The 15,002-nt window shown below is 49.2% G+C and carries 11 protein-coding genes; 10 read left to right on the top strand and 1 reads right to left on the bottom strand.

From position 1 onward, the window contains the following. Positions 1 to 3 precede the first annotated feature (3 nt). The 3 genes from DESLBE_RS08265 (at position 4) to DESLBE_RS08255 (ending at position 3,666) form a co-directional block, all read left to right on the top strand. Complete coding sequence (locus DESLBE_RS08265; RefSeq protein WP_018305082.1) at positions 4 to 732, top strand: ABC transporter ATP-binding protein; 729 nt, start codon at positions 4 to 6, stop codon at positions 730 to 732. After that, positions 729 to 1,949, top strand: coding sequence for an ABC transporter permease (locus tag DESLBE_RS08260; protein ID WP_144676276.1), 1,221 nt, complete (start codon positions 729 to 731; stop codon positions 1,947 to 1,949). The genes DESLBE_RS08265 and DESLBE_RS08260 overlap by 4 nt, the downstream gene beginning before the upstream one ends. A 127-nt stretch (positions 1,950 to 2,076) precedes the next feature. Further along, positions 2,077 to 3,666, top strand: coding sequence for a cell wall-binding repeat-containing protein (locus DESLBE_RS08255; RefSeq protein ID WP_144676274.1), 1,590 nt, complete (start codon positions 2,077 to 2,079; stop codon positions 3,664 to 3,666). Here the strand turns inward: DESLBE_RS08255 and DESLBE_RS08250 are convergent, their stop codons facing one another. Further along, positions 3,667 to 5,040: a tyrosine phenol-lyase gene (locus tag DESLBE_RS08250; RefSeq protein WP_172625407.1), complete on the bottom strand. Its 1,374-nt coding sequence runs from the start codon at positions 5,038 to 5,040 to the stop codon at positions 3,667 to 3,669. It lies immediately after the preceding gene. Between the two features lie 280 nt (positions 5,041 to 5,320). Here DESLBE_RS08250 and DESLBE_RS08245 point away from each other — a divergent pair, with 280 nt between their 5' ends. From DESLBE_RS08245 to DESLBE_RS08215, 7 genes are all read left to right on the top strand, one after another. Further along, on the top strand, positions 5,321 to 6,013 hold the full coding sequence (locus DESLBE_RS08245) for a Crp/Fnr family transcriptional regulator (protein ID WP_144676270.1): 693 nt from the start codon (positions 5,321 to 5,323) through the stop codon (positions 6,011 to 6,013). 249 nt (positions 6,014 to 6,262) lie between these two features. Then, on the top strand, positions 6,263 to 7,711 hold the full coding sequence (gene nhaC, locus DESLBE_RS08240; protein ID WP_015943625.1) for a Na+/H+ antiporter NhaC: 1,449 nt from the start codon (positions 6,263 to 6,265) through the stop codon (positions 7,709 to 7,711). A gap of 125 nt (positions 7,712 to 7,836) precedes the next feature. Continuing rightward, entirely contained in the window at positions 7,837 to 9,324 is a 1,488-nt protein-coding gene (locus tag DESLBE_RS08235) for an aryl-sulfate sulfotransferase (RefSeq protein ID WP_172625406.1), read from the top strand. Between the two features lie 337 nt (positions 9,325 to 9,661). Continuing rightward, positions 9,662 to 11,110 (top strand): sigma-54-dependent Fis family transcriptional regulator, encoded by a 1,449-nt coding sequence (locus DESLBE_RS08230; protein WP_005809391.1) that lies wholly within the window; start codon positions 9,662 to 9,664, stop codon positions 11,108 to 11,110. Between the two features lie 243 nt (positions 11,111 to 11,353). After that, positions 11,354 to 12,760: a trimethylamine methyltransferase family protein gene (locus DESLBE_RS08225; RefSeq protein ID WP_144676267.1), complete on the top strand. Its 1,407-nt coding sequence runs from the start codon at positions 11,354 to 11,356 to the stop codon at positions 12,758 to 12,760. Positions 12,761 to 12,819: 59 nt separating this feature from the next. Further along, a complete protein-coding gene (locus tag DESLBE_RS08220) occupies positions 12,820 to 13,452 on the top strand; it encodes a corrinoid protein (RefSeq protein ID WP_018305090.1) in 633 nt (210 codons plus the stop codon). Positions 13,453 to 13,482: 30 nt separating this feature from the next. Then, positions 13,483 to 14,913 (top strand): trimethylamine methyltransferase family protein, encoded by a 1,431-nt coding sequence (locus DESLBE_RS08215; protein WP_005809384.1) that lies wholly within the window; start codon positions 13,483 to 13,485, stop codon positions 14,911 to 14,913. The last annotated feature ends 89 nt before the right edge of the window (positions 14,914 to 15,002 follow it).

The following is a 15,002-nucleotide window of genomic DNA, read 5'->3' as shown; positions in this document are numbered from 1 at the left end:
AGGGTGATCCAGCTTAAAGGAATTAAGAAAATCTATACAACCGGGGATATTCAGGTCCACGCATTGCGGGGGGTGGACTTTCATATCAAGGCCGGAGAGTTCGTATCAATCATGGGGCCCTCCGGTTCAGGGAAATCCACAACGATGAATGTTCTGGGCTGTCTGGATATTCCTACAGAAGGAGAATATCTCCTCGATGGTGTGGATGTGGCCAAGGCCACGGCCAAAGAATTAGCCAAAATCCGCAACCGCAAGATCGGTTTTGTCTTTCAGGGATTTAATCTTTTACCGCGCACCACGGCTTTGGAGAATGTGGAGCTGCCCATGCTGTATGCCGGGATCAATGCTAAGGAGCGTCACAAAAGAGCGGTGGAAGCATTAGAGTCGGTGGGTTTGGGAGATCGGGTATACCACCGGCCCAAAGAGCTGTCGGGAGGACAGCAGCAGCGGGTGGCTATAGCCAGATCTTTGGTGTGCCGGCCGGCCATTATTTTAGCCGACGAGCCCACCGGCAATCTGGACAGCAAAGCCAGTGAGGAAGTGATGGCTATCTTTCAGCGCCTGCACCGGGAGGGCAATACCATTGTACTGGTTACCCATGAGCCGGATATAGCCGAGTATACCCAACGCATTATTCGCTTCCGCGATGGGGAGATCGAGAAAGACGAAGCCGTCGAAAACTCCCGCGTGGCTAATGCTCCCCTTGACCGGGAGAAAGGAGGAGCGGTGTGAACTTCCTGGAATTGATGAAAGTATCTTTACGGGCTCTTTATGCCAACAAGCTCCGCTCGGCCTTAACGATGCTGGGAATTATCATCGGTGTTTTTGCCGTGATTATTATGGTGGCCATAGCCAATGGGGCAACCCAATCCGTAACCGCCAATATTCAGGGGCTGGGCTCCAATCTGCTCATTGTCTCTGCCGGACAGTCCAGCTTTGGCGGGGTGCGGGGCGGGGCGGGGAGTGCCAACACCTTGACCATGGAGGATGTGGCGAAGGTGAGAACTGCCGGCTCCGCGGTCAAGGCGGTGGCTCCGGTGGTGAATACCAATGCTCAGGTGGTCTATGGCACGGGCAATACCTCCACCAGTGTCATGGGGACAACTGCGGAATATGCCGATGTCCGCAGCATCAAAATAGCCCAGGGAAGGTTTATAACCGAAGAGGATATCACGAAATCCGCCCGTGTGGCGGTTGTTGGCCCTACCGTGGTTGAAAACCTTTTCGGGGATGCCAACGCGGATATTATCGGCAAAAACATCAAACTGAATAATATTCCCTATCAAGTGGTTGGCGTTACGGTGAGCCAGGGCTCGTCCGGGATGACTAATAATGACGATATGATCTATGCGCCCATTTCCTCCGTACAGTCCCGTCTGGTGGGGAGCAAAAGCGTGCGCCAGATCTATATTGAAGCCGAGTCGGCTCAGCTGATGACTGAGGCTCAGGACCAGGTTACCTATGCCCTGCAGCTGGCTCATAAGATTCAAAGCGGCCAGGAAAATGATTTTACCATTACCAACCAGGCCGAAGTTCTGGAGTCCATGGAAGAAATATCCCAGACCATGACCCTGCTCTTAGGGGGCATCGCCGGAATATCCCTGCTGGTGGGGGGAATCGGTGTGATGAATATTATGCTGGTATCCGTTACGGAGCGGACCCGGGAGATTGGCATACGCAAAGCCATCGGAGCCGGGGAAGGGGATATACTCTTCCAGTTTCTCATCGAGTCGGTGGTGCTCAGCCTGATTGGCGGGATGCTCGGTATCCTTTTGGGATGGGGAGGCTCTCTGGTCGCCAGCAGGCTTTTCGGTGTAACAACAAGTGTATCCCTATCCTCGGTGGGCATAGCCTTTGGCTTTTCCGCCCTGATCGGGATTGTGTTCGGCGTCGTTCCGGCCAAAAAGGCCGCTGCCATGAATCCGATTGAGGCCTTGCGGTATGAGTGATTTTGCGCCAGTGCTCTGTAACACCTTAACCTTGCCTTGCCCGGCGGGGAAAATTTTCGTAGGACAAGGCGGAGGAATAAGGAATTAGGTGGTTATAGAGTACTAAGAAGAGAGGAGAATCTGAGTAGTGGCCAAAAAGAAAAAGAGCCTGGCTCTTGCAGTATGCCTGTTTGTCCTGCTGGTAACCCTAATTCCCGGAACCGTCCGGGCAGCTGATGATGATGTGGATTGGAACAAAGGGGTGCTGGCCTATTTAGTCGTGGATGCAGGGGATGCGCAAACGGTGATCGGTTCTGCGGATACCATCCATTTCCGATTGTATGATTTGAACGGCGATCCCTATAGCGGCTCGGTATCCGGCTATATTACCGATCCTGATGATGAGGTGACTTATGTTTCTATAAGCGGGGGTCAGGGGAACTATTCCATAGCCAATTTTAATTTTGATAAGCTGGGCAGCTACTCCATATTTCTGTGGGATCAATATGATAATTATGCCGGCGGGACGGTTAAAGTGGTTGAACCGGTCATCACCCTAACAGGCAAGCCGGTGGTTCATTCGGAAAGCAAGGTAAGCGTAAAGATTGCTGACCCTGATGGCAGAGTCCTTGCCCGCCAATCCCTTACTGTGGACGGGACAGAAGTCGGTGCCGGCTCGTCGAACTACACTACGTTATTTGACGGCACCTTTACTTTTACCATCACCCCCAAAAAGACGGGCACTGTCAGCATTATCTATGGCGGGCATGTGGTGGGGACTGTGGAAGTTGTGCCGGCCTACACCCCGGGCAGCCGCATCGGCGCTCAGGCTGCCGATAACATGCAGCTCTCGGTGGAAGTGGCTCAAAGCGGATGGGCAAAGGCCTCCACCGTCATTCTGACCCGGGACGATGTGGTGGCGGATGCTATGGTCGCCGTGCCCTTATCGAAAAAATATGATGCTCCCATTTTAATGACCCCTTCCCAGCGCCTGAGCAATGAAGTTCTTCATGAAATTCTCAATCTGGGGGCGGAAACAGTCTATATGATCGGGGGAACGGGTGCCATCTCCGCCGAAATTGAAAGCGAATTGCAAACCTTCGGGATAACCACCCAGCGCTTGGCAGGTGCCAACCGTTATGATACAGCTGCGCAAATAGCGGAGTTGGTCGGTCCATCAGATAGAGTCTATCTTGCTTACGGATACGGAGAGCCTGACGCTATTGCCGTAAGCTCCTTTGCGGCAGCCCAAGGAGCTTCCATCTTGCTGACGGATACCCACAGCCTGCCGGAAGAGACCCAAAACCGGTTAAAGCAAATCTCGCCTGGGGAAGTGGTGATGCTCGGCGGGACCGGCATCATCAGTTCCGCTGTGGAAACCCAGCTTAGCGGCCAATACGCTGTGAAGCGCTGGGGCGGAGCAGATCGCTATGGAACCCAGCAGATCATCTTCCAGAATCTCCTCACCCATGAAATTCCCGTTTATATCGCTTCGAGTTTAGTTTCTCCTCAGGATGCAGTTCAGGGAAAGCCTAAGGGAGACGCTTTATTGGCTGCCGCTTTAGCCGCCAAAGTAGGGGGCTGCGTCATGAGTGTTCCCCAGGACAGCCTTCCTGCCGCTGTCAGCTATTCTCTGCTTTATAATAAGGGATATATCTCAGAGGCCACAGTGGTCGGGAACTCAGAATCGGTTCAGGCCACCTTGGAGTATCAGATTCATGAGCTGGTGAAGCATTAATCAAATGTGTTCAAATCTGGCGGTGAAGAAACGAAGCATTTCCGGTTCGTAAACAAATTTAAGCCCTTTGATGGTCTCCCTTTGCTGGTAAAGCTCAATAACCGCCCTGGCCACAATGTCCATATGAGCGTAAGTATAAACCCGGCGGGGAATCGTCAGCCTTACCAGCTCCAGTTTGGGATAGCGGTTTTCCCCTGTTTTAAGATCACGTCCGGCGGAGATGATTCCTCTTTCCATAGAGCGTACCCCGGATTCTATATATAATTGGGCGGCCAGAGCCTGTGCCGGGAAATGGTCCTGATCAAGGTGGGGAAGAAACCGTCTGGCATCAAGAAAGACAGCATGGCCGCCCACCGGCTCCACAATGGGAACCCCCGCCGCTAACAGTTTGTCGGCAAGATAGGCCACCTGCTCCACACGGTGTTCAATATAAGCATAATCCACCGATTCGGTAATCCCGATGGCCATGGCTTCCATGTCCCGGCCGGCCATGCCGCCGTAAGAAGGCATTCCTTCATAGACCACAACCAGCTCTTTGGCCCTGAGGAATAATTCATCGTCGTTCATAGCCAGAAAACCGCCGATGTTAACCATGCAATCCTTCTTGCCCGACATGGTGGCTCCGTCGGCATAGCTCATCATCTCCAAGAGAATGTCCTTAATGGCCTTGTCCTGGTAGCCTGCTTCCCGCTTTTTGATGAAGTAAGCGTTCTCCACACAGCGGGTTGCGTCAAAAAACACCTTGATGCCGTGTTTGTGGGCCAGCTCATGGACCGCCTTCATATTTTCCAGAGAAACGGGCTGCCCTCCGGCCAGATTGACAGTAACGGCAAGGCAGATGTAAGGAATCTTCTCCGCGCCTACTTCATCGATTAAGGTCTGGAGTTTCTTGAGATCGATATTTCCTTTGAAAGGATGCCGGTTGGCTGAGTCATGGGCTTCATCAATGATAATATCTTTGAAGGTAGCTCCGTTGGCTTCCTGATGGTATCTTGTGGTGGTAAAATACATGTTGCCGGGAACATAATCCCCGGGTTTAATCATCAGCCGGGAGAGCAGGTTTTCCGCCCCCCGTCCTTGATGAGTAGGGACCAGGTGCTTGAAGCCATAATATTCTTTAACCACCCGATCCAGGTGCAGGAAATTCCTGCTCCCGGCATAGGCTTCATCACCCATCATCATACCGGCCCATTGTTTATCGCTCATGGCAGTAGTGCCGGAATCTGTGAGCAGATCAATATAGACATCCTCACTCTTCAGCAAAAAGGTGTTGTAGCCTGCTTCTTCCATGGCCTCTTCACGTTCTGCCCGCTTCATCGACCGAACGGGTTCAACGACCTTAATCCGAAAGGGTTCTGCAGGATAGGTTTTCATGATCATCTCTCCTAACATTTCATTATCGTTTAAAAGATTGCCGACGGGATTTGGCACCCTTCTAAAAATGATTATAGGAGCTGTCTTTTATTTATTCTGTTGTCAGATTAACATCTTTTAAAGAATTTTTTATTTTTAGATAAATAGGCATGTGTTCCTGGTGGTTCCTTGTTTTATCGTTATTCTACAGAATTCCGGAAAGAGAATAGGTGATTGCTTGGTTTTGAAAAGTATGCTATTTTAAAAGCAATTAACGGAATCAGGTGGGGGAGGGATTTTTGTGAATGATGGATCAAATGATTTCGAATTGCTGGGTTCACCTTGGATATGCGAAAATCCGCACGCTAACTGGACTGCCCCTGCTGCACATGGGATGTTTAAAAGATTCAAAAAGAAGGAAATCATTATCCATAGCGGTGATCAAATAGACTACATCTATTATTTGCATAAGGGACGGATCAAAACAGTTGCCCAGAGTCCTTCCGGCAGTCAAAAAATTCTTTGGTATATTGAAGCCGGGTCTATTTTCGGCGAGACGCCTTTTTTTAATCGCAAACCCTGTGACTACAACTTTTTTGCTGTCACGGATTGTGAAATATATATTTATCCCATGGAGGTAATTATGCAGGAGATCATCCCCAAATTTCCTGACCTCACCATATCTATTATCAAAACCCTTTCCCGCAAGGTTCATATCCTATCCACCCAGGTGGAAGACTGCGTTTTTAATAAACCCCTTGCCCGTGTGGCTAAATTGATTTATCTTCTCCATCAAGGACGTATCCTTGAGGATAAAAGAGGAAGTTCATCCATTCCTCTGACCCAGGAGGATATAGCCAATACCCTGGGGATGCATCGGGTGACGGTCAATCAGGCCCTGAAGCATTTGAAAGAGATCCAGGCCTTAAAAGAACACACCCATCTTATCATCATCCATGATCCGGAGAAATTAAAAGAGGTTATGGAAGCCTGAGCACCCCTAAGCCGGACAATTCATGAAGGGAGTACCCCTTGGCTGCTTTTTGAGGCGGCAGGCGGTACTCCCTTTTGCTATGATTGCTCTTCGATGGAATAGGATAAGATTTTAAAAACTTAAGGATAAAAAATAAAATAAATTTTCAAGATGTTAATCCGACAACAGATTTAGAAAGATTCAGATAATATAATCGCCTTAGAAGGGTCCATGCATGGAGTTAAATTATAATTGAATGGGGGTCAGTTAATGGATAATGATGGTAGCAGAAAAAAACCAGGGCTTATGTTGGCTGTCGTAGCTTTTATCATTCCGGTACTTGTTATCCTTTGGGGGGTAGTTTTTGCCAAGCTGCCTGCGCTTCTTCCCATTATTATTGCCACAACAATTGCCTGCCTGATTGGTAAGCTTTGGGGCTATTCCTGGGATGAAATGCAAAAAGGGATGTTTGATTCTATTTACCGGGTTCATATCGCGATTTTAATATTAATAGCTGTAGGTATGCTTATTGGTGTGTGGATTCTTGCCGGTACTATTCCGACGATTATCTACTGGGGGCTAAAGCTTATTTCCCCGTCCGGTTATCTGGTGACAGCGTTCTTACTGTGTATTGTTGCTTCAACGGCAACAGGAAGCTCCTTCGGCACCATGGGAACAGTCGGTATTGCCTTACTGGGCGTTGGTCAGGCTCTTGGCTATCCCTTGCCCTTAGTAGTGGGTGCCATCGTTTCCGGAGCTTATTTTGGGGATAAGATGTCTCCGGTATCCGATTCAACCAATATTGCTTCTTCTGTTTGTGAAGTGAATTTATTCAGCCATATTGGTTCGATGATGTGGACCACTATACCTGCCGCGGTAGTAACCGCCGTCATTTACATCATCATGGGTATCAATCACAGCGGCGGCAGCGATTTGGGAGCGGATGTTACCATTCTCCTGCAATCACTGGAAACGACCTTTAATCTTTCCCTATGGACCTTGGTGCCGCCTGTGTTATTGATCCTTCTGGCTTATCGCCGGGTTCCGGCAGTCCCCTTGCTTATGGTATCGGTTGTGCTCGGGGCCATTGTGGCCGCCTTATTCCAGGGGCAGTCCATGATTGCAATTATTAACTCAACCATCAAGGGCTATGTGGGCAGCAGCGGTGTGGCACAACTGGATTCCCTGCTTACCCGTGGGGGAATCAATAGTATTACCGGCACAGTGATGCTGTTGATCTCAGCGGTTTCCTTTGGCGGCGTGTTGGAGAAAATCGGGGTGCTGGGAGTTATTGTTGATGCCAGCTTAAAGTGGGCGACAACGACTGGACGACTCATTGTTTCAGTCATTTTTGCCAGCTATATCATGTTGATCGGGACAGGAAGCCAGGCGATTGCCATGATTATTCCCGCCCGGGCCTATGCACCTGTATTTAAGGAAAGAGGATTGCACTTGAGGGTTCTTTCCCGAACCGTGGAAGACAGCGGCTGTATTGCCAGCCCCCTTCTGCCTTGGAGCGTGCATGCTTTTTATATCCTGGGCGTCCTCGGCGTCAGTGCTTATGAATACGCCCCCTATGCCTTTATGTGCTGGATTGTCCCCATATTCTCCATAATCTATGGCTATACGGGTTTTGCCATCTGGCGGGCGGACAACTCCCCCATACGCAAGCCTGCTCCTGAGGTGAAGGACTCAGGGAACGATTCCTTCCTTAATTGATAAGTGAAGGATAATTGATAAGTGAAGGATCATTAACAAGTGAATGATTCATAGGTGAATAAATTAAGAAGCTCAGGCAAAAGGGAATTCCCGGATTTCATTAAAGAATAAGGAGTGTGGTTGAAATGGGTCAGCCTTTTGTGCATCCTACCGGAGTGACCATCTATAATCCTGAAAAATGCTTTAATGGTTATACCATTATGCAGGCCCCCGGTTTAGGCTGCGTTTTAATCGATATGAATGGGAATGTGGTTCGCGTCTTTAAGGATCTGCATGGATTTCCCAATAAATTGCTCCCCGGAGGCTATGTGATGGGCAGCCGTGGCCGGAGGAACGGCAAATTCGGCTATCAGGATCAAATTGACCTGGTTCAAGTGGACTGGGATGGCCAAGTGGTTTGGGAATTTGCTAAAAAGGAGTATATTGAAGATGAAGGGGAAAAGCCCCAGTGGATGGCCCGTCAGCATCATGACTATCAAAGAGAGGGAAACCCTGTGGGGTATTATGTTCCGGGAATGGAGTGCAAGACCAACAGTGGCAACACCCTAATCCTTAGTCATCAAAATTGCTATCACAAAAAAATCTCGGATAAGCAGCTTTTAGATGATGTGATCATTGAAGTGGACTGGGATGGGAATATCGTCTGGGAATGGCATGCCGTCGATCATTTTCATGAGTATGGATTCAGCGCAGCGGCGAAATTAGCTATTTACCGCAATCCCAACATGCATGAGGCCGGGGGCGGCATGGGGGACTGGATGCATATTAATTCCGCCAGTATCCTGGGTCCTAACAAATGGTATGATCAAGGGGATGAGCGGTTCCATCCCGATAACATTATCTGGGATGCCCGTGAAGCCAATATTATGGCCATCATTTCCAAAGAAACCGGCAAAGTGGTCTGGAAAATGGGGCCGGATTTTGCTCAGGATAAAAAGCTGAGAAAGATCGGCCAAATCATCGGGCAACACCATGTTCATATGATCCCCCAAGGTCTTCCCGGTGCCGGCAACATCCTGATCTTTGACAACGGAGGCTGGGCGGGCTATGGCGCCCCCAATAATGTCTCGAAAGATGGAACCAAAGTAGACATGGCCGATCGTTCCCGGGTCCTTGAGCTGAATCCGGTCACCATGGAAGTGGTGTGGCAGCTCAAGGCCAGCGAATTGATGGATTACGGACAGCCCGGAATTTCCGATTACCGCTTCTACAGTCCTTTAACCAGTGCGGCCCAACGCCTTCCCAATGGCAATACCTTGATTACGGAAGGGTGCGGGGGACGTTTCTTTGAGGTAACCCGGATGAAGGAAGTGGTTTGGGAGTTTATCTCGCCCTTTAATGATAATCCGGCCACGATTTATTACCGTGCTTACCGTTATCCTTACAGCTATGTGCCGCAGCTTCCTGAACCGAAAGAAACTCCTGTGCCCATGCTGGATATCCGGAAATTCCGTGTTCCCGGAGCTGCGTCCTGCGAAGTGCAGCATGTCGTGGGCGTTGAAGGAACCATCGGCTATCCAGCCATGCAACAAGCATGCGTAGCTTCCGCAGATCAGGATCTGTCCTTAAAAGGTGACGACGATGAGGATGATCTGTTTGCCAGAAGCTTCTGATTCCTGACATGATTCATGTTTAAGATTGAGAGCGGACTAGGCGTATTTTCTAATGAAAATACGCCTCCTTTTGATTTTCAGAGTTGTTCAGCTTCCGAAATTAAACGGTATGAAGTGATTACCATTACGGTCAATCTGTCCATCTATATTTAAAAGTGAAACAGCTGTTATTGAAAGAGGCAACTTTATCACGCTTTGCGCCTTAGCTGGACAGCAAAAATAGAGTCATGGTAAGATGAACAAGATGGGGAGTATCCCATAATTTTCATCAGAAAGAACTATTGACATACCTCTAAAGCCCCTTCTGAATTATAACGTGACAGAATGAGGTGATGGCATGAAGACCAGGCTCAAGGAGATCATAGCTCAATACCCATTTTTCTTCGATATACTCAATACGATTGATGCCTCAGTCTATTTTTGTGATATTAATGGCCGATTGCTCTATGTCAACAAAGCTGCCGAGCGGCTGGATGGTTATACCAACGAAGAGCTTTACGGACGTACTGTCACTGAGATTTATGGCTTGGATGAGGAAACAAGCCCGATGCTCAGGGCCTTAACTTCTGAAAAGCCTTTGGAGGATATAAGTTTCCGCTATGATGTCAATGGCCGTGAGATTTATCAAATCTGCAATGCCCGTCCCATTTTTTTAGACGGGAAAAAGTTTGGCGCCTATACCATCCAAAAAGATGTGACCCATCTTATGGAGGTTATCGAGCGGAATATCCGCTTTCAGAAAGAGATGTTTTCACCGACAGGTGATTCCGAAGGGTTTGGCATCGACAGCCTGATTGGCGAGCATCCTCTCTTTAAGGAATGCAAGAAAATGGCCATCAGGGCTGCCAAAAGCGATTCTCCCGTGCTGCTGACCGGAGCAACGGGCAGCGGCAAAGAGCTCTTTGCCCGCTGTATTCATCAGAACAGCGACAGGAACAAAGGACCTTTCCTGGCCATTAACTGTGCCGCTATTCCGGAAACCCTTCTGGAAAGCATCCTTTTCGGCACTTCGAAAGGAATTTATACCGGGGCCTTGGAGCGGAAAGGTCTTTTCGAGCAAGCGGAAGGGGGCACCTTGTTTTTGGATGAAATCAATTCCATGCCCCTGGTGTCACAGTCAAAGCTGCTGCGCGTCCTGGAAGAAAAGGAGATCGCTCATCTGGGGAGTAATGAACGCATTAAAGTCGATGTGCGTATTATCAGCAGCAGCAACACTCCCCCTCAGGAGGCGATCAGCAGCAAACAGATCCGGGAGGATATTTTCTACCGCCTGGCCGTGGTCAATATTATGATCCCCAGTTTGGCTGAGCGCAAAAGCGATATTTTCCTGCTGGCCAATCATTTTATTTCCGTGTTTAATGAGCGCTTCCGGAAACATATCCTGGCCCTTGATGATGAGGTATTGGGTTTTTTCCTGAAATTCCCCTGGCCGGGCAATGTCAGGCAGCTGAAGCATTGTATCGAATCGGCCATGAACTTCGTTACCGATGAGGATCTTAGAATCAGCAAGGACCATCTGCCGGTGTATCTGTTTTCAATCGATAATGCAGCGAATCATGGAGCCCAGGGCAGCAGCCCCCCCAAAGAGCCTGTGGATAGAAACAGAGAGAGTAAACCTCCGGAACCGGAAAGTACCGGTGTGTTTTCAGCCATTGTTCAGAAAGAAAAAGAGCAGATCATCAAGGCTTTAATGGAGAATCAAGGGAATGTTTCCAAAACGGCCAAGCAGTTGGGGATGCATCGTCAGTCCCTGATCTACAGGATTAAAAAATATAAAATTACCTAGTGCATTTTACCGGCCATGAGCGGGGTTAGTTGAAAAAACTAACCCCTTTTTTGATGCACAAATTTTCCAGAAATTCAAAACAATACTAAACATTATTAGACAATCGTTGTGAACTCTAAACGATTTTAGTCAAAAGCCTGCTCTCAGGGACAAAGGCAACAGCATAATTCTGACTTTTTTCAATGGCATGAATTTTGCATAAATTTAGGGCGGGTCATAAAAAATTTAAGGGAGGTTGCAGCGATGCAAAGGTATCAGATTCTGTCACAGAATGAAATTGAACAAATCCACGAGACAAGCTTACGGATTCTGGAGGAAGTGGGTGTGATTTTTAGTTATGCTCCGGCCCGGGAAATTCTGGCCAAAGGAGGGGCCAGGGTTGATGGGCAAAAGGTCTATTTCCCCAGAGCTATGGTGGAAAGGGAAAGAAAGAAAGCTCCTGCTTCCTTCACACTTTACGCCAGGAATCCGGAAAAGAATGTTTTGATCAATACTCAGAAAACAGCTTATGTGGGTCCTTATGGAGCGCCCTTTGTCATGGATATGGACAATGGCCGGCGTTTAGCTAAGCTGCAGGATTTCATTAACCTCTGCAAGCTTGAACATAAGATGAACAACATCGACATCATGAGCCACATTCCCTGTGAGCCTCAGGACGTGGACCCGGAGATGCGCAGTCTGGAGATGGTTTATCAGACCCTGAAACACAGTGACAAGCCCTTGATGGCCACCGTTTTGGGCTATGAGATGACGAAAAGGAACATTGAGATGGCGTCCATCGTTTTCGGCGGTTTGGAGGCCATTAAAGACAAGCCCATTGTGGTCGGCATTCCCTGCACCTTAACCCCCCTCAGCTATGATGACAAAATGGCCGGGGCTATTATCGCCTATGCGGAACACCGCCAGCCCCAGTTAGTGAACTCCCTCTGCATCGCCGGGGCCACCACTCCGGTCACCGTGGCCGGCACGGTTGCCCTCCAGAATGCGGAAGTTCTCGCCGGGATCGTTCTCTCCCAGCTGGTCAGTGAAGGAACACCGATCATCTATTCCGCATCCTCTTCCAATGCGGAAATGAGCAACGGCTCCCTGGCCATTGGCACCCCGGAAGATGCGGTATTCTCCCTTGTCAACGGTCAGCTGGCTAAATTCTATAACCTGCCCTGCCGGATCAGCGGCGCTCTTTCCGACAGCAAATGCGCCGATGCTCAGGCAGCTTACGAGTCGATGCTGACCTTGAGCATGGCCCAAATGGCCGGCGGCAATTTCATCCTGCATGGCGCCGGAATCATCGACACCTATAACACGGTTTCCCTGGAAAAGATGATGATCGATGATGAAATCATCGGCATGGTCCGCCGCATTGATCAGGGCGTGGTGGTCAATGAAGACACCCTGGCCTTCGATGTCACCAAGGAGGTCGGTCCCCAGGGCCAATTCCTCACCCATGTTCATACCTTCACCCATTTCCGCAAGGAATTCTACCGCCCGGTCCTCAGCGATCGCAACAATCCCACCCAGTGGGAAGCAGACGGTGCTCTTACGGCAGAAAAGAGAGCCAACATCCGCTGGAAGAAGCTGATCGATGACTATGTAGAACCGGTTCTGGACAAAGACGTTGATGCCGCTTTAAGAAAATATAAAGAGAAATAGGTTGAATTTGAGTCAACCCTAGGATAAGAAATTTCAAAAAAGATCAGGGAGGAATAATCATGAGCGATTTAACGAAGTTAGCGGATACGGTTTTCCGGGGGGATTTTGGCAGTGCCGGGCAAATCACCAAGGAGCTTATCGATAGTGGAGTGGAGCCTTTAACCATCATCAATCAGGGACTGATCGCCGGTATGGATATCGTAGCCCCTAAGTTTAAAGCCGGGGAAATGTTTGTGCCGGAGGTTATGATGGCAGCCAGAGCCATGGCCGTGGGCATGGAGGTGGTTAAGCCCTTGATTCAGGATGCGGATATTCCCTCCAAGGGAACGGTTCTCATCGGCACGGTGGCCGGGGATCTCCACGATATCGGCAAAAACCTGGTGATCATGATCCTGGAAAGCGGCGGCTTTAAGGTTGTCGATTTGGGTGTGGATGTCTCGGTGGAAAAATTCGTGGCCGCGGCCAGGCAACACAATCCTCAGGTCATCGGTATGTCCGCGCTGTTGACGACGACCATGACGGCCATGAAGGATACCATCGATGCCTTGACGGAAGCCGGTTTGCGCCAGAGCTTAAAGGTTATTGTGGGCGGAGCGCCTTTATCCCAGGAATTTGCCAGCCAGATCGGTGCGGACGGTTATGCGGCGGATGCCATGGCCGCCAAGGAACTGTGCGAAAAACTGGCAGGATAAAAAACTGACAGGATAAGGGAGGATTTTTCTATGATGGCGCTTGAAACGATGGATAGTGATTTAAAACAAATTCACGAAGCCTCGATGATTATCCTGGAACAAACAGGTATGCGGTTCAACCATCCTGAAGTAGTAAACATTTTAAGAGAAAACGGGGTCAAAGTCGAAGGTTCAACGGCTTTCTTTACCCGTATCCAGCTGATGGAATGGGTGAGCAAGGCTCCCAGCCAATTTAAGATGTATGCCAGAAATTCCAAGTATGACTTTGAAGTTGGCGGCGACCATGTAGAGCTTTTACCGGGATATGGTTCTCCCTTCGTGTGCAGTGCAGACGGAAAAAAACGGGATGCGCTAATGAGTGACTATGTTAAATTCCTTAAGCTTTTTCATCAGTCAGAGCATCATAAGGCCAATGGCGGAGTAGTGGTTCAGCCTAATGATATCGCAAAGTCTCAGATTGTGGCCATGCTTTATACTGCGATAGTGCACTCGGACAAGGTACTTGTTGCGGGTTCGGGCAGTGCCGAAGATACAGAGAAGCTGATGGAGCTGCTCGCCATTGTATTTGGCGGTAAAGAAGCTTTAGTGGAGAAACCCAGATGTCTGACCATAGTCAATACAAATTCCCCCCTCCAGCTGGATACCAATATGCTGGATACCATGATGGTGTTCAACAAATATAAACAGCCCATCGTTATCGCCGCTTGTGCAATGGCGGGGACGACGGCACCGGTCACTCTTGCTGCTACCATAGCGATCACCAATGCGGAAGTATTAGCAGGCATTGCCGTGGCCCAAATGATCAATCCGGGTACCCCGGTCATTTACGGTTCTCAATCCACGACCTCCGATATGAAAACAGGAAGTATTGCCTGCGGCTCGCCGGAAGGGGCGTTGTGCTATCAGTATGCCGCCCGTTTAGCCAAGGCCTATGGTCTGCCTTGCCGGGGCGGCGGTGCCATCAGTGATGCCAAGGCCTTGTCGGTACAGGCCGGATATGAAAGCATGCTGACATTTTTGGCCACCTATACGGCAAAAACAAATGTCATTATTCATAGTGCCGGGATTATGGACAGCTACAACGCCATGAGTTATGAGAAGTTTATCGTTGACCTGGAGATCATCGGGATGGTCAAACGCTATGTGGCCGGCTTAGCGGTTAATGAAGAAACCCTGGCCCTGGATGTGATACAGGAGGTGGGGGTAGCCGGAGAGTTTTTAAGTTCGGTGCATACGATGCAGCATTGCCGTAAGGAGCCTTTCCTGCCCGATATCAGCTTAAGAGGTTCAGTTGCCGGTGATCCCGGTGAAAGTCTCCTCAATAATGTCCAGAAAAAAGAACATAAAATGCTTGAGAGCTACTGCAAGCCCGAAATGCCGGCGGATATAAAGGATAAGTTAACAGAGTATGTCCTTGGCTGCGGATTTAATGAACAACTGATCAGGGAACTTCAAGCATAAGGATGGGCAATGAGGTTAAGTGCATGACAAAGCAGGCTGATTATACTTGAAACTGAAAGAAAAGCAGTGAATTTCAGTTTCTCATTTAC

It is taken from the genome of Desulfitobacterium sp. LBE (assembly GCF_007830365.1).
In the GTDB taxonomy this organism is placed as follows: domain Bacteria; phylum Bacillota; class Desulfitobacteriia; order Desulfitobacteriales; family Desulfitobacteriaceae; genus Desulfitobacterium; species Desulfitobacterium hafniense.
This window is presented reverse-complemented; position numbering and strand designations above follow the sequence as displayed.

What these genes read in the sequence shown, in the direction of transcription:
- DESLBE_RS08250 (WP_172625407.1), bottom strand. Translation starts at nt 5,040, where the DNA reads ATGAAAACCTATCCTGCAGAACCCTTTCGGATTAAGGTCGTTGAACCC.
- nhaC (WP_015943625.1), top strand. Translation starts at nt 6,263, where the DNA reads ATGGATAATGATGGTAGCAGAAAAAAACCAGGGCTTATGTTGGCTGTC.
- DESLBE_RS08235 (WP_172625406.1), top strand. Translation starts at nt 7,837, where the DNA reads ATGGGTCAGCCTTTTGTGCATCCTACCGGAGTGACCATCTATAATCCT.
- DESLBE_RS08230 (WP_005809391.1), top strand. Translation starts at nt 9,662, where the DNA reads ATGAAGACCAGGCTCAAGGAGATCATAGCTCAATACCCATTTTTCTTC.
- DESLBE_RS08225 (WP_144676267.1), top strand. Translation starts at nt 11,354, where the DNA reads ATGCAAAGGTATCAGATTCTGTCACAGAATGAAATTGAACAAATCCAC.
- DESLBE_RS08220 (WP_018305090.1), top strand. Translation starts at nt 12,820, where the DNA reads ATGAGCGATTTAACGAAGTTAGCGGATACGGTTTTCCGGGGGGATTTT.
- DESLBE_RS08215 (WP_005809384.1), top strand. Translation starts at nt 13,483, where the DNA reads ATGATGGCGCTTGAAACGATGGATAGTGATTTAAAACAAATTCACGAA.